The sequence below is a fragment of the Paraburkholderia sp. BR10936 genome (assembly GCF_040965735.1).
Classification (GTDB): Bacteria; Pseudomonadota; Gammaproteobacteria; order Burkholderiales; family Burkholderiaceae; genus Paraburkholderia; species Paraburkholderia nodosa_A.
Map to the genome: position 1 here is coordinate 282,940 of NZ_JBFRCM010000011.1, position 15,273 is coordinate 298,212.

At 63.3% G+C, this 15,273-nt stretch carries 10 protein-coding genes and 2 pseudogenes; 10 read left to right on the forward strand and 2 right to left on the reverse strand.

Going from position 1 to position 15,273, the window contains the following annotated elements; all coding sequences use genetic code 11:
- Window positions 1-199: 199 nt before the first annotated feature.
- The 10 genes and pseudogenes from AB4Y36_RS23520 to AB4Y36_RS23565 form a co-directional block, all read left to right on the forward strand.
- Window positions 200-526 (forward strand): transposase, encoded by a 327-nt coding sequence (locus AB4Y36_RS23520; RefSeq protein WP_342946134.1) that lies wholly within the window; start codon window positions 200-202, stop codon window positions 524-526.
- 459 nt (window positions 527-985) lie between these two features.
- Window positions 986-2,431, forward strand: a complete 1,446-nt coding sequence (locus AB4Y36_RS23525) for a DUF1254 domain-containing protein (protein WP_368684237.1) — start codon at window positions 986-988, stop codon at window positions 2,429-2,431.
- A 187-nt stretch (window positions 2,432-2,618) separates the two neighbouring features.
- The gene (locus AB4Y36_RS23530) at window positions 2,619-4,046 is read left to right on the forward strand and encodes a DUF1254 domain-containing protein (RefSeq protein WP_368610383.1); all 1,428 of its coding nucleotides are present in this window, start codon (window positions 2,619-2,621) and stop codon (window positions 4,044-4,046) included.
- Between the two features lie 56 nt (window positions 4,047-4,102).
- Window positions 4,103-5,047: a transporter gene (locus AB4Y36_RS23535; RefSeq protein ID WP_368684238.1), complete on the forward strand. Its 945-nt coding sequence runs from the start codon at window positions 4,103-4,105 to the stop codon at window positions 5,045-5,047.
- A gap of 241 nt (window positions 5,048-5,288) precedes the next feature.
- Window positions 5,289-6,206, forward strand: coding sequence for a LysR family transcriptional regulator (locus AB4Y36_RS23540; RefSeq protein ID WP_368684239.1), 918 nt, complete (start codon window positions 5,289-5,291; stop codon window positions 6,204-6,206).
- A 136-nt stretch (window positions 6,207-6,342) separates the two neighbouring features.
- Window positions 6,343-7,701: an MFS transporter gene (locus AB4Y36_RS23545; RefSeq protein ID WP_342946139.1), complete on the forward strand. Its 1,359-nt coding sequence runs from the start codon at window positions 6,343-6,345 to the stop codon at window positions 7,699-7,701.
- Window positions 7,702-7,739: 38 nt separating this feature from the next.
- Window positions 7,740-9,854, forward strand: coding sequence for an acetate--CoA ligase family protein (locus tag AB4Y36_RS23550; protein WP_368684240.1), 2,115 nt, complete (start codon window positions 7,740-7,742; stop codon window positions 9,852-9,854).
- Between the two features lie 67 nt (window positions 9,855-9,921).
- The gene (locus AB4Y36_RS23555; RefSeq protein WP_368684241.1) at window positions 9,922-11,226 is read left to right on the forward strand and encodes a DUF1254 domain-containing protein; all 1,305 of its coding nucleotides are present in this window, start codon (window positions 9,922-9,924) and stop codon (window positions 11,224-11,226) included.
- 62 nt (window positions 11,227-11,288) lie between these two features.
- Window positions 11,289-12,656, forward strand: coding sequence for a DUF1254 domain-containing protein (locus AB4Y36_RS23560; RefSeq protein ID WP_368684242.1), 1,368 nt, complete (start codon window positions 11,289-11,291; stop codon window positions 12,654-12,656).
- Window positions 12,657-12,816: 160 nt separating this feature from the next.
- Window positions 12,817-13,217, forward strand: a pseudogene (locus AB4Y36_RS23565) (porin); the annotation flags it as partial.
- Between the two features lie 392 nt (window positions 13,218-13,609).
- On the opposite strand, the gene AB4Y36_RS23570 reads toward AB4Y36_RS23565, so the two are convergent.
- Together AB4Y36_RS23570 and AB4Y36_RS23575 are read right to left on the reverse strand one after the other, a co-directional pair.
- Window positions 13,610-14,728 (reverse strand): porin, encoded by a 1,119-nt coding sequence (locus AB4Y36_RS23570; protein WP_368617982.1) that lies wholly within the window; start codon window positions 14,726-14,728, stop codon window positions 13,610-13,612.
- A gap of 318 nt (window positions 14,729-15,046) precedes the next feature.
- Window positions 15,047-15,273 (reverse strand): annotated as a pseudogene (locus tag AB4Y36_RS23575) (ISNCY family transposase); the annotation flags it as partial.

Here is a 15,273-nt window from a genome sequence, read left to right on the forward strand (position 1 = left end):
GTGAAACGCCGCGGACCATCAAAGGTTGGCGACGTACCAGCGCTTCCATTCGTTCTTCAACAAGAGCGGACATAATGAAATGGCCAGCCCGATCCCACCGACAGTTCTACGATAGCTAGTTCGTTGGCGTGCGTTCGATGCCTGGCAATCCGTACGATTGGTACATGCTGGCTGAAGCACTGGAGAAGGCGGCAATCCTGTGCGACGCCACGCCAGAAGTCGCCTTCGTCGACCGCGGCTACAAGGTTGTCGCCATCGACGGCGTGAAGATCTACCACCGGGTATCACACGCGGACTACGCGCAATGATCAGACGGCGCAGCGCGATCGAGCCAGCTATCGGCCACATGAAGACCGATGGGAAGCTCGACCGGAACCGGCTAAAGGGGGCGCTCGGCGATGCGATGCACGCCGTGCTGTGCGGCGCAGGTCACAACCTGCGCATGATCAGGAACCTGCGGCTTCTTTGTGCCTTAATTCTCGCTGCCTTGTTCAACTGTTTCATTGCCGCCGACTTCCCCGCGTGACGCCGACGGCACGAGAAACGAATTGTTCAGGGACAACTATCGAGTCAATGACTGATGCAAAAATTATAGATGCTTGATATTCTTTTGATGCGTCAAAGCTAAATTCCGCATGGTCGGCAACCTAAAAGTAGTAAAGCATCGAAAATGGGCTATTAGAAAAGGGGGAAATCATCGGTGGACGAAGCCGAGAGGGCAAACAATTGCCACCGAGTTTCTATTGGCCTGAAAAGCTACCCGGCAGTGGCTTACGAGCGAAAGCGCGAGCGACGTGCGTGATGCATGTCTACGAATCCGGTCGCACCGAATACGGCCGTCCGCGTCCTCCATATCTTGCAGTCTGGGTTTTCCTGTGACATGAAGAACCGCCTGGAACAAAGAATAAAGAAATGCCTACGCTGAAAACCGCATGATCTGCAGCGCACCGCAGCGTAATTGCTTTTCCTTCCTACAGGAGCCTTTATGCATCGACGCTTGATTGCTGCACTGCTTCTCGCCTGTGCCGGCACGGCGGCCCACGCGAAAGACAACATGGGATACGACTTCGACCGTGGCTATCCCACGCCGCAAACGTCGGAGCGCACGCGTGCCGACGAAGTGCTGCAAACGGCCGTCGTCACCTATCGCTTCTGGTATCCAACGGTATCGGTGGAAGGCATATTTAACGGCACTCGTACGGCTGGCATTCAGGATGGCAAGGAGTGGGGGATCGCGGCCGCGGGCCCAAGGCAAGTGGGCTTCACACTGAACTCGGATACCCCGTACGGCTCAGCGGTGCTGGACTTGTCACAGGGGCCGATCGAGATCGACTTGCCGCCTGGGCCGTACATTGGTCTTGTCAACGACCACAACCAGGGCTGGGTCAAGGACCTCGGCCTTCCTGGTCCTGACGCGGGCAAAGGCGGCAAGCACCTGATCCTGCCGCCGGGATGGAAGGGCACGGTACCCGACGGTTACTACGTTGCCCGTTCTCCGACGCTGAAGAATCTACTTGCTGTTCGCGCATTGCCGGTCGGCGGAGATATTCCGAAGGCAATGGATGCGCTGCGCGCCGTCAAGATCCGGCGCTGGTCCGAAGGCGGCGCCAGCAGCCCGGCGCTCGAGGCCGTGGACACCACGAAACGCGCGATGGACAGTTCGTCGCTTCGCTGGGAAGACAATATTCAGTTTTGGGAAGTCCTCGACAAGATCATTCAGGAAGAGCCGCAGAATCCTGCCTTACTGCCCATGTATGGACTGCTCGCCCAACTCGGCATCGAGAAGGGTAAGCCATTCAATCCCGACGACAAGCTGAAGGCCGTGCTTGTAAATGCCGCGGGCAAGGGACGCAGCCAGATGCTGGTATCCGCATTCGACAGCGACCGCCCTGACCGGAAAGCCTGGCCCGACCGGCAGTGGGAGTGGGTGGGGCTCGTGCCGGGCAGTGCCCAGTTCGAAACGCCTGGCGGGATCGACCTCGACGCTCGCGATCGTTGGTTTGCCCAGGCCATTGTTACCTCGCCCGCCATGTTCCGGCGCGACCCTGGGGCGGGCTCGCTCTACTGGCTTGGCGCTCGAGACGCTCAAGGCGCGTATCTCGATGGTGGCAAGAACTACACGCTGGTAATTCCGCAGCCTGTGCCGGACAAGCTCTTCTGGTCCGTAACCGCTTACGACGCCGCTACGCGCTCGCAGGTTCAGACCGACCAGGACAATGCCGCGTTGCGCTCGCTGCTCGAGCTGAAGGACGTGGATCAGAGCAAGCCAGTGACACTGTACTTCGGCCCGGCCGCGCCGAAGGGGCACGAGGACCACTGGATCAAGACTGTGCCAGGAAGAGGCTGGTTCGCCTATATCCGGATCTATGGTCCGGAGGCCGCCGCGTTCGAGAAGAGCTGGAAGCCCGGCGACTTCGTGCCAGCGAAATGAACAAGCCGGGCGACGGGGTTCTACCTTCGTGACTGATATCTCTCGTGGCAGCGCGTAGCGCGTCGCCAGGTAGTTTGTCGTAACTGGAGATCCAATGCTTCCTGCAATGACACGTTCGTTTTCCCTGTCCATCATCGCGGCCACGCTTGCCGCATGCACGAGCGCAGCACCGCCGGCAAGCTACACGATGACGACTCCGATCCCTGAGCAGATCATCACGCAAGCCACGGTCGACACGCGTATCGGCAAGCTCGAGTACTTCGACGGCGTACCCACGTCGAAAACCGCCGAGAAGGTGTACGACAACCTCGTGTTCATGCGTGGCGTCGAAGCGTTCCTGAACGGCATACCAGGCGCGTCGATGGTGGCAATCCGCCAGGCGTTGCGCGACGCGGGCGCGACCGGCAGTACTATCGGCGTATTCGCGTCGTTGATGGATTCGAAATCGATCTTTCTGACACCGAACTCGGAGACTGTCTACTTCTGGAACTGGATGGACCTGAAACACGGCCCGATGGTGGTCGAAACACCGCCCAACATCCTCGGCGTGGTCGATGATTTCTGGTTCCGCTACGTCACCGACATGGGCAACGCAGGCCCGGACAAGGGGCAAGGCGGCAAGTATCTGTTCGTGCCGCCGGACTATACGGGCAAGCTGCCGTCGAGCGGCTACTACATCGTGAAGTCGCCGACCTTCGGCAACCTGCTGTTCGGGCGCGCGTTCATGAGGAACGGCGACCCGAAACCAGGCGCGGCGAGCCTGAAGGCAGGGTTGCGTGTTTATCCGCTCGCGCAGGCCGCGAATCCGCCCGCCACGCGGTTCATCGACCTGTCGGGCAAGACCATGAACACGGTCCATGCGAACAACATCGAGTTCTACGATGAGATCAACCAGATCGTTCAGGAAGAGCCGGCCGGTGCCTATGGACCCGACATGACGGGACTGTTTGCCTCGATCGGCATGGTGAAGGGCAAGCCGTTTGCGCCCGACGCACACACGAAGGCCATCCTGACCGATGCCGTTGCAGTGGGCAATGCCACCGCCCGCACGATTGACTTCGCGAACCGCAATCCTGCCGCACTGATTTATCCAGACGGGCACTGGACAACGCCGTTCATCGGCGGCAGTTACGAATGGCTGAACCAGGGCGCGCGCAATTTTGACGCACGCACGATGTTTTTCTACGCCGCAACCATCGACACCCCCGCGATGGCGGTGGCCATGCCCGGCATCGGCTCGCAATACGCGGCGGCGAACGTCGACGCGGCCGGCAAGCCGTTCGACGGCGCGAAGCACTACGTGCTGCGCGTGCCGCCCAATGTGCCCGTGAAGGACTTCTGGTCGGTGGTGATCTACGACACGCAGACGCGCTCGATGCTGCAGACCGACCAGCGGTTTCCCAGCCTGTCGAGCGAAAAGCAGAGCCTGCAAAAGAACGCCGACGGTTCCGTCGATCTGTTTTTTGGTCCGAGTGCGCCGGTGGGCCACGAATCGAACTGGGTGCAGACGATTCCTGGCAAGTCGTGGTTCACGATCTTCCGCCTGTACGGGCCGCTGCAGCCGTGGTTCGACCGTAGCTGGCGCTTGCCCGACATTGCGCAGGCAAACACCTAGCCGCGGGAAGCCATTACACGATCACGTTGGATTCGAACAGGGCAACAACGATCAAAGTGCGTAGAACATCGACAAGCCTACTGGCCGCACTGACGTGCTTCGGCGCGCTGGGCGCTTCGTTTCATGCCGGCGCGACTGAAGGCGGTATCGGCCGCCCGATCACCGGCATGCAGATCGCACCCTATGCCGGGATCGTTCCGCCTACCTCGGACTGGATCGTCTCGCTCAACACGATCTACTACGAGGGCTCAGTGAGCGCGAGCAAAACGCTGCCGATCGCGGGGAAGGTGACGGCGGGGCTCGACTACACGATCTCATACACGCTGATCAACGCGGTGAAAACATGGGGCATCACCGCGGGCGGCTGGAACTTCGCGACGTCGTTCGGCGTGCCCGTGCAATATACGGACGTTTCCTCGTTCCATGGTCTTTTGCCGAACGACCACGGTAAGCAGTTTGCCGACGTGTTCTTTTCGCCTGTGGTGGCCGGCTACCACCTGACGAAACTCGATCACGTTGCGCTGAGCGTTCAAATCTACGCGCCCACGGGTGCCTACAGCCCTGACCGCCTCGCCAACGCCGGCCAGAACACCTGGACGTTCACGCCGACCATCGCATACACGCACCTCTTCCCGGCGGCGAACATCGAGTTCTCGCTCAACTACGGACTGGAGTTCTATACGCGGAACGGTGCCACGCAATATCACAACGCACCGGTCAGCGTGCTGGATGTCCTGGCACTCAAGCGTTTTGCGGGCGGCTGGGGTGTCGGCATCATCGGCGGTTACATCCAGCAGGTGGGCAACGATACGGGCGGAATCGCACAACTGACTGGCGGCGCGCAGGGGCACGCAGTGGGCATCGGGCCGATGGTGACGTGGACTGGCAAGATCGACAAGACGCCGGTTGCCGCGACGCTGCGTTGGGTAAACGAGTTCAACGTGAGCAATCGCCCGAAGGGCAATGCTGTCCAATTGACTGTCAACGCGACTTTTCAGTGAGACCGCCGGTGGCGGCGTAGGTAACATGCCGTCCGGTTTTGAGTGCAGATGTGCAGCCGAATGGTCTGGTGCGTAGACGCGAATCGCCGTCCGTTCTCGAAGGAGCAACGGCCGATCGTGGGTATTTTCACACTGTAGAGAGCCGCGACAGAAGACACGTGCCGTGCGGTGCCCGTCCAGGCTATGCTGTTTCGCGGCGCAGGGCTTGCCTGCGCCGACCGATTAGCCTGTCGCGTCCGCCATGAACCTACGCCAACTCGAACATGTGGTCGCCCTCGCGGAAGAGGGCAGTTTCGCCCGCGCCGCACAGCGCGTGCACCTAAGCCAACCCGCTCTCAGCCGTAGCATCCAGTCCATCGAGGAAGAGCTCGGCATGGCGCTCTTCGACCGCACCACCCGGGACGTGCAGATCACGTCCGCGGGCGAAACCGTGGTGCGCCGAGCGAAGAAAGTGCTGTTCGAGGCGCGCTGTCTGGTGCGCGACGTGGACTTGCTGCGCGACCACAGTATCGGCTCGGTGAGCTTCGGGGCAGGCCCGTATCCGGCGGCCATGCTGCTGCCCGCGGTGCTCGACAACCTCGCGCAGCAGCATCCGCAGATGCGTATCGACGCGCGCATCGACAACTGGAAAAATTCGCTCGAATCGCTCTACAGCGAGGAACTCGATTTTCTGATCGTGGATATTCGCGGCGCGCCGACCGTCAGCGAGGTCAATGTAATCCCGCTGCCCAGGCATCGCGCGGGCTGGTACGTACGTGAAGGCCACCCGCTCGCGCGCCTGGCCACTGTGGAGACCCACCAGCTGCAGGCATTTCCGGTTATCTCCGTGCCGCTGCCCGACGCAATGCGCGATGGGCTGCGCAAATGGCTGCGCTATGCGCCTGGCAACGAACTGGACTTCCATCTCGTCTGCAACGATGTGAATGTGCTGCAGGAGTACGCGCGCAAGACCGACGCACTGTTGTTGCTCACCACGCATGCGTTCCCGAATGCGTCGCGCATGGCGGACCTCGTGCCGCTCTCGCTGCCCTCGCGCAAGCCGCTCTGGCTCCAGTTCTGCATCATCCATCTGGCCGGACGCACGCTTTCGCCCGCAGCGGAACAGGCCATTCGCGTTGTTCAGGAGGTTGCGGCAGCGCACTACCCGTACGACAATTAATGCACTGATCGCATCGATACAATGCAAATTATGCAGTTGTATTATTTGTCTCTTCGTCGTTCAATCTCCCGAAACGGCAATTTTGGGCGACCGCTTCACGCCGGCGCGCAAAGGAATAGCCGCAAATGGAGACGCAATGACATCAGAGACACGTTACAGGCGTCAGCGATGGGTAATCGTCGTCGGCCTGTTTTTCTTCCTCGCCATCAACTTTGCGGATAAGGCCCTGATCGGTCTCGCCGCCGAACCGATCATGCGCGAGCTCGGGCTCACGCACACACAGTTCGGACGCATCGCGGCGAGCTTCTTCACGTTCTTCTCGATTTCCGCGCTGCTCGTCGGTCTGCTCGCTAACCGCGTGAAGGCGCGCTGGCTGCTGCTGGCGATGGCGCTCACGTGGTCGCTTTCGCAGGTGCCGCTGCTCGTATTCGCAACGCCGCTTACGCTGATTGTCTCGCGTGTGCTTCTGGGTGCGAGCGAGGGACCCGCGTATCCAGTGGCCGTGCATGCGCTCTACAAGTGGTTTCCCGACCACGAGCGCACGGTTCCATCGGCAGTACTTACGATCGGCGCATCCTTCGGCGCCGGCCTCATTGCGCCGGTTATCACTGCCGTGATCGTCCATTTCGGCTGGCACGCTGCGTTCGCCATGCTGGCCGTGGTTGGCGTGGTCTGGAGCATAGCCTGGTTGTGGATCGGCAAGGAGGGGGCACTCGATTCACACGCCGCGCAGGGGGGGCGGCCCGCGAACCCTGCCGATTCCCTGCGCGTGCATTCACCGGTGCCTGAGTTGCCGCAACGCATTCCGCTCGCCGCGTTGCTGCTCGCGCGAACCTGTATTGGCAGCGATCTCAGCGGCTTCGCCGCCTATGTGATCCTCACAATGTCGACGATCTGGCTGCCGAGCTATCTTGTGCGCGTGGCAGGTTATTCGCTCACGCAGGTCGGCTGGATCGTTGTGCTGCCCGCATTCGGCCAGATGGTGGCTTCGCCGCTGCTCAGCTGGTGGTCGCAGCGCCTGATGGCGCGCGGCGTGTCGAGCCGCCATGCGCGCGGCACGCTGGGCGCGGCGGCCGTGGTGGTATCTGGCGTGGCGCTCGCCCTCATGCCGCTGCTCCCGGCCGGGCTACTGCTCGTGTTCGCGGTGACGATCGCGTTCTCGCTCGCTTCGTTCACGTTCGTAACGGGCGTGACTCTCGCCGGCGAGATCGTGCCGCCGGCGCAGCGCGGCGGAGTGCTAGGCATCAACATCTGCATCACGACGCTCGCCGGACTCATCACGCCCGCCGTGATGGGCCAGGTGATCGACCATGCCGCAGTCCAGCTCGACGGGTATCGCACCGGCATGATGCTGGCCGGCGTGTTCTCGGTTGTGGCCGGCATTATCGCGGCCATCCTGATCGATCCGGCCTCCGACCGCCGCCGCTTCGCGGCGCGTGCGCTCGTAGCGCAGGATGCTTGTCTTGTCCCTCCGCTCGCACGGGGCGAGCAGTGAGCTGCCCGATCATCGCATAAAAAGGAATGCTAACGTCCATGCGGAATATCGATCTCACGCCACTGCTGCGTCCTGCCTCGATTGCCATAATCGGCGCTTCCGCCGATGCCGCCAAAGTCGGCGGCATGCCGCTGCGACTGCTGCGCGAACATGGCTATGCGGGCCGCATCTATGCGATCAACGGAAAGGCTGCCCAGGTACAGGGAATGACTGCCCATGCCACGCTCGACGCTGTGCCCGAGCCCGTCGATCTCGCGATCGTGGCCGTGCCCGCGCACGCCACACCCGACGTGATCGCGCAGCTCGTGCGCAATCGGGCGCGCTCCGCCGTGCTGTTCACGGCGGGCTTTGCGGAGATGGGCGAGGCCGGGCGCGCGGTGCAGCGCAATCTCGCGCGCATGGCCGCGCAGGGCGGTGTCACGCTGCTCGGCCCCAAGTGCCTCGGCTTGATGAACCTGCGCGAACGCGTCTACGCGACGTTCTCGCCCGTGGCACTAGCCGGTGCGCCGCCCGTGGGCGACGTGGCGCTGGTGAGCCAGAGCGGCGCGTTCGGCGCTTATGCGTTCGCGCTCGCCCGCGAAGCAGGGCTCGGCTTGAGCCACTGGATCACGACCGGCAACGAAGCCGGCGTGCAGGTCGCGGACGCCATTGCCTGGCTCGCCAACGATCCTGATACGACGGTCATCCTCGCGTATCTGGAGGGCTGCACGGACGGCCCCAGGCTGCGCCAGGCGCTTGCCGCCGCGCGCGCCGCCGGCAAGCCCGTGGTCATCACCAAGGTGGGCACCACGGCTACAGGCGCAAGGGCCGCGCAGTCGCACACAGCGAGTCTCACGGGCGAGGATGCCGTGTATCAGGCCGTATTCGATGAATACGGGGTGTTTCGCGCCGATACGCTCGACGGCTTCTTTCGCCTCGGCTATGCGCTTTCGAAAGGGCGCCGGCCGCAGTCGGCCGCCACGGCCATCGTTACCGTTTCGGGCGGCGTTGGCATCATGATGGCCGACCGCGCCGAAGCGCTCGGACTCGAACTGCCGCCGCTGCCCGAAGCATGCAGCGCACGCCTGCGCGAGCGCATTGCGTTTGCCTCCACGGCCAACCCTGTCGACGTGACGGGCCAGATCGTCTCGCAGGCCGACGTGCTGGCCGACACGCTCGTCGACGCCGTCACTTGCGGCGCCTATGGCAGCGTGGTGGCATTCGTCGCCGGCGGCGGCAATGCGCCGGCCGCGTGGGCCGCGATCGAGCAGGCCGTCGAGCGTGTCGCAACCAGCGGCGCAAACGTGCCACTCGTGCTCTCGGGTCTCGTCGACGATGTCAAGCGGCATTGGCTCGAAGCGCGTGGCGTGCTCGTCTTCCGCGAGCCGGTGCACGCAATGGAATCGGTGGCGGCGCTGTTGCGTGCGCGCGAGACGAATGCCTCGCTCGATGCAACAACGATTGATGGCGAGAGCGCACGCGTGGTCTTTCCCGCGAGCGTGCCGCCCGATGCCGCCGCTCTCGACGAAGCCGAAGCGATGGCACTGCTTGTCCGAGCTGGCGTGCCTGTCGCGCGGCATCGCGTGGCGCGCTGCGCGAGCGAGGCTGTCGACGCGGCACAGGAAGTGGGCTTTCCGGTCGCGCTCAAGCTGCGCTCGCGCCACGTGCTGCACAAGAGCGATATTGGCGGCGTGCGGCTCGACCTGCGCGATGCAGCGGCCGTGCGCCAGGGCTTCGACGCCATCGCAAGCGCTGCCGCGCAGGCAGACTTGCCGGGCGGATTCGAAGGCGTGGTGATCGCACGGATGGTAAAGGGGTGGGGCGAGATGATCGTGGGCGTGAAGCGCGATCCGGTGTTCGGCCCTGTCGCGATGACGGGCCTTGGCGGCACCGGCGTCGAGTTGTGCCGCAAGGTGGCCTTCGGCCTCGCGCCGCTCACTCGCGAACGGGCGCTCGCCATGCTCGAAGCGAGCGGCGTGGCCGCGCTCTTTCGCGGACACCGTGGCAACCCGGTCCTCTCGCTCGACGAAGCCGCCGCCACGCTGATGGCGCTGACCCGCGTGGGCGCGGCGATCGGCGACCGGCTGGAAACGCTCGAAATCAATCCGTTCATCGTGACGCCGCAAGGGCTCATCGCCGCCGACGCCGTTATTACGCTCGAACGCGACGCATAGTAACGTCGCTTCCGCATTCAGCTTGTCGCAATCCGTTACAGTGAGTATTACTATGTACAACCAAACAATGTCAGTCGTAGAACCAGAGGCAAACCAGCTGCGTGAGGACCCGGTTGTCACCCTGGTCCGCATGTGCGCCGGTCCGCTGGCCATTGCGCGTTATCCTGTCGTGGAAGTCGTGCGCACCTGTGCGCTGCATACGCTGCCGCACTCCACGAGCCCGCTGCGCCGTCCCTTCAATACGATTCATGCGAGCACGCACCGCTGGACGCACGAAGACCGCGATATCGTCACGCCGGCCAACGACTTTCTCTACCTGAACGCCTGGATCGACCTTTCCGGCGGGCCGGTGGTGCTCGACATTCCCGCAGTGGACGACGACCGCTACTACGTGGTCGAACTGCTCGACGCCTTCACGAACAACTTCGTGAACCTCAGCCCGCGCAACGCCGGCACGCGTGGCGGCCGCTTCGTACTGCACACGCCGGAGCAACATCCAACGAGCGACGGTAAGCCCGTGGCATGCCCCACGAAGCTCGTGTGGATGCTTGGCCGAGTGCTCGTGAAAGGCGACGACGATCTCGCGCAGGCGCAGCAGGCCGCCAGCGCCTTCCGTCTCGACGGCACGCGCGGTGCGGGCCCGGTTTGCGTGGGGCAATGGCACGACAGCGGCGACGCCGCGCTCGACTTCTTCCAGAACGTCTTTCAGTCATTCGCGGACCTGCCGCCGTGCAATGACGAAGCCGCGCTCGTGAGCGCGCTCGAACGCGTGGGCATTCGCGCGCCGGGCGAGCGCAGCATGGCTGCGCTGCCCGATTCCGTGCAGCAGGGCCTGCGCGAGGCTTACGCCGACGCGCAGCGCCTCATTGTCGCCTTCACGGCAAGCCGCACCCGGCGTAGCTGGACCTACAGCCTCGGCCTTGGCCGCTACGGCCACCGGCATCTGCTGCGCGCATGCATCGCCATGAAGGGACTGGGCGCGCTCGCGGCCGACGAAGCTGTCTACGCCACAGCCGACTTCGACGAAGCGGGTGAGAACCTCGACGGTGGCCGCCGCTACGAGCTTTATTTCCCGCCTGGCCAGTTGCCGCCGGTGGATGCGCTCTGGTCGCTCTCGCTCTATGGCGCGGACCGTTATTTCGCCGACAACCCCGTCCGCCGCTACGCCATTGGCGACCGCACGCACGGCCTGCAATACGACGAGCACGGGGGCCTGCGCATCGAGATCCAGCATGAGGCGCCGGCCTCGCAAACGAACTGGCTGCCTGCGCCAGCCGGCAGCTTCTATCTGATTCTGCGCTTCTACCATCCGCAGGCGTCGTTCCTCGAAGGACGCTATGTGATTCCGCCGGTGCGCGCCGTCGCCGCCTGAACCGCGCCGCGCCCCCACTTGTCACGCAGCGCGACCCTCAACCCGATCCAACCGTACAACCCATGACGTCTTCCATCGAATCGCCTGAAACGCCGGCCAACTCGGCCACCGGCACCGAGAACGCCGACTACGACCTCGCCGTCGAAGCCGTGCAGTTCGCGTTGCCGCTCTACGAAATGGCGCGCATGCGCTCGGCCACCTGTCCGCGAGTCGACCATGCTGGGCGCTACGCGGGTGATTCGCCCGAAACGCTCAAGCGCTGGGCCAACGAATGGTTCCATACGCGCGTGCTGCTCGGCCCGCAACACCGTCGCGTGGTCACGCCCAACAACGACACGCTCTATTCGAGCGCATGGTTCGACCTGAGCGACGGCCCGCTCGTGATCCGGGTGCCTGCCATGAACACGCGGTACTACGTGCTCGGCCTGCTCGACCTCTACACGAACCCGTTCGGCTATATCGGCACCCGCACCACTGGCAACGAGGCCGGCGCATTCTTCCTGCACGGGCCCGAGTGGCACGGCGAGGTACCCGCGGGCATGCGCGCAATGGCTTGTCCGACCGATACGGTATGGCTCATCGGCCGCATTCTCGTGGACGGGGAAGCCGATCTCGCAGCGGGCGTACACCTGCAGGACCAGTTGACGGTCGAGCCCGCGCCGGGCAGCGCGGCACAGATCCCCAAGCTGATCGACGCCGGCGTTCAGCCCACCGAAATGCTCGGCAACGCGGAGCGCTTCGCGCAAGTCGTCAACCGGCTGCTGGCCGACCACCCGCCGCCGCGCGAGGCGCAAGCGGTCGTGGCGCGCTTTGCTGCATGCGGCATTGGCGCGCCATGCATGGACAACGTGCTCGACCCGGCGCAGCGCGACGCGCTGGAACGCGCGCTCGCTCACGCTACGCACGAACTTGCCGGCGAGCCGCCGCTCGCGCTGGGCGGAGGGTGGGCGCTGCCAGTCGATGTGCGCGCAACCTTCGGCGAAAACTACCGCGAGCGTGCCCAGGTTGCGCTCTGCTATATCGGCGCGCTCGGTATCGAGGAAGCGATGTACATCACCGCCGATACCGACGCAGATGGCGCTACGCTCGACGGCAACGCCTCCTATGTCCTGCACTTCGCACCGAGCAACCTGCCGGCCGTCGACGCGTTCTGGTCACTCACCGCCTACGAAAAGGCGACGTATATGCTGGCCGAAAACGCCATCGGCCGTTACTCGCTCGGCGACCGCACGCGAGGCCTGGAGTACGACGCCGACGGCGGTCTGCGTATCGCCATTTCGGCGAACATGCCATCAGACCCGACGCTGCGACGCAACTGGCTGCCAGCACCGAACGACCGCTTCTATCTCGCGCTGCGACTGTATGTGCCGCGCGAGACCCACCTCGCGCGCACCTTCGTCTATCCGCCGATCGCGCGCCAGGCCGCCTGAGTGCAAGGGCCCGGAGTATGCGCTCCGGAAGCCGCAACCCGCATTGATATTCGATTTCACGATGCCCGCTGGTGCCGATCCGGCGGCTCATTTCCGCGAGTAATAATCAGGATAACGATATAAAATAGAGGCGCATCGAGTGAAAAACCGGCATCTCGCATTGAGCGCGCTCGCACTGGACTGGACGGCGACTCAGGCGCAAAGCAGCGTCACGCTGTACGGGCTGATCGACGTCGGTCTCACCTATGCGAGCAACACGCAAACGGCGGTGCACGCAAGCGTGCCATGAGCGACGGCAGCGCGAACGGCGTGGCGGGCAGCCGCTGGGGCGTGCGTGTGAGCGAAGATCTGGGCGACGGCCTCAAGGCGCTCTCCGTGCTGGAAAACGGATTCCGGGTCAACAACGGCATTCTGGGGCAGGGTGGCGCGATGTTCGGGCGTCAGGCATTCGTGGGCCTAACGAGTGCGAACGCGGGCAGCCTCACCTTCGGTCGCCAGTACGACACCTATACGGGTTTCGTGCAACCACTCACGGCCACGGGCCAATGGGCGGGCTACATCAACGCGCGCGATCCGAATGTCTCGCTCTACGGCAGCACGCCGAACAAGGGCCTCGCCACGGTCAACAACCTCGGATCGTTCGGCTCGGCTACCACGCCGCAGTCGTAACCGGTCGATGCGGCTATGTGTCGGCGAGCACCATGCAAATCGCGGGCGCGGCCATTCAATACGCGCTTCAGCCCTTCGGCCGCGGACAAGCAGATTGCACTACGCCTCGGCTTGCAGAAGCGCTTCTAGCGCGTTGCGACGACGTCTCCTTCGCCCGTCGTGAGGTACAGGTTGGGGGGCGCGGCTGAATATGACTGCGGTGAGCAGAGTAAACGGGAAAAAGCGTGGGAACGGTGCCTGACGGCAGCGGTTCCCGCGTCGCACAACTGTCCTCACATTGCAACCTAGAAGCGGTGCGTCATGCCGAGCGCGGCCATGTACTGTTTGGCGCCCGGTTCGGTCACGCTAACGCCGGGCCAACTCGTGGTCGCGCTGCCGTTGTTCTTGAAGTAGCCCGCGCGCACGTAGAAGCTCGTTCGCTTGGAGATCCAGTGATCGGCGCCAATCTGGAAGCCCGGCGTGTTGTCGTGCGCGCCGCGTACGTTTCGATAGAGCGCGGCGAGCTGGATTTCGTCGACGGAGGTGGCCTGAATCGTCGCGCCGACTTCAGCGATGCTCACCGAATGCGCCGTGCCGACCACGGCGGCAAGCGTGTGTGGCGCCGGATCGTTCGCACGCTGATACGAGTAGTTCGCCTGAAGATTGACGGGCCCGATACGGTAAGCAAGTGCGGCAATGAAATGCTCCGTGCCGAGTAGCGCGAGCGGGCCGGGGAGTGCCGCAATCGTTTCCGTACCCGGATGTTGGTACATGTATGCCAATCCGGCGTAAAGGCCTGCGCCGGTGTAGTTGAGTCCGACATTCAGCGCGTTGCCCGTGGTTGCCGGAACGGGCTGCGTGACCGTGGCGGCAAAGGCGTACATCGCATAGCCCTGCACGCCGTAAAGCCGGGGCGTTTGATAGAGGATCGAGTTGCTCAGGCGGCCGCTGTCGTACTGCGTGGAGAGCGTGTTGCGGTCTGGTGTGAGTACGAAGGCGGCGAACGGCGAGAGCGCCTCGTCGACCTTGAACGGATCGGTCGGGTAAACAACGCGGAAGCTCGCGTCATACTGCCGCCCGAATGTGAGCGTGCCATAGCGCTCGTCCTTGAGCCCTACCCACGACTGACGATAGAACAATGTGCTCGTATCCGCGAAAAGGCCGCCGTTGTTGATGTTGAAGCCTGACTCGACGGTGAACTGGGCCGTCAGACCGCCGCCAAGGTCTTCTACGCCCTTGAGGCCGAATAGCGAGCCGGTGGAGCCGCCGCTCTTCATGGCGAACGTATGGGTGCCGCCGTTGCCGAGATACTGCAGATAGGTATCGGCGACGCCGTACAACGTGACGCTCGAATCGGCTGCCGCTGCGCCGCCGGCGGAAAGCGCCAGTGCAATGCCGCACACTCCATGCACGCGAAAGCGCATGTATGTCTCCTCTAGTTATGTGAACGACGCTCAAAAATAGAATGAGCGTGCTAATTAGAGCGGCGCCGAAATTGGATGTCTATTGCATTGTTCTCATCGCACTATTGCGTGAAATGCATGAGTGCTGCTTCGTGAATGGGCTCGGGGTTTGGGGCTGACGACATGAAGAAGTCCAAGAATTCCGCCGCACCCCCGAATCAGACATTACAAAAAAGCTGTGACACATATGTCAAAGCCATTTTCAGATGTCGGGGTCCCGGCTAAATACAGATGTCGGGGCTGAGGTTGGTTCTGCGGTTGTTTTGCAGTCCTTTATATCTATCTGGAGGGGGTTTTTAGCACCGAGCCTCCCGGGTTGCGGTGGGTCCCCATTACCGCCGCATTCAAGTCCTCGAGTGTCACTTCGCGCTGCTTCCTCGCGCCAGGCAATGGTTTCGGTTTGCGTACCGCGGCGCCGCGATTGGTGCGGGATGGCGAGCCTGATACGCGACGGTTATCGCGTTGCGCCTGCAGCGCCTGGGCGACGCGCAGCGCATGGCCGAGCC

Bases quoted from the DNA above. Each gene is read 5' to 3' on its own strand.
- AB4Y36_RS23525 (WP_368684237.1), top strand. From the start codon at position 986: ATGCATCGACGCTTGATTGCTGCACTGCTTCTCGCCTGTGCCGGCACG.
- AB4Y36_RS23530 (WP_368610383.1), top strand. From the start codon at position 2,619: ATGACGACTCCGATCCCTGAGCAGATCATCACGCAAGCCACGGTCGAC.
- AB4Y36_RS23540 (WP_368684239.1), top strand. From the start codon at position 5,289: ATGAACCTACGCCAACTCGAACATGTGGTCGCCCTCGCGGAAGAGGGC.
- AB4Y36_RS23545 (WP_342946139.1), top strand. From the start codon at position 6,343: ATGACATCAGAGACACGTTACAGGCGTCAGCGATGGGTAATCGTCGTC.
- AB4Y36_RS23550 (WP_368684240.1), top strand. From the start codon at position 7,740: ATGCGGAATATCGATCTCACGCCACTGCTGCGTCCTGCCTCGATTGCC.
- AB4Y36_RS23555 (WP_368684241.1), top strand. From the start codon at position 9,922: ATGTCAGTCGTAGAACCAGAGGCAAACCAGCTGCGTGAGGACCCGGTT.
- AB4Y36_RS23560 (WP_368684242.1), top strand. From the start codon at position 11,289: ATGACGTCTTCCATCGAATCGCCTGAAACGCCGGCCAACTCGGCCACC.
- AB4Y36_RS23570 (WP_368617982.1), bottom strand. From the start codon at position 14,728: ATGCGCTTTCGCGTGCATGGAGTGTGCGGCATTGCACTGGCGCTTTCC.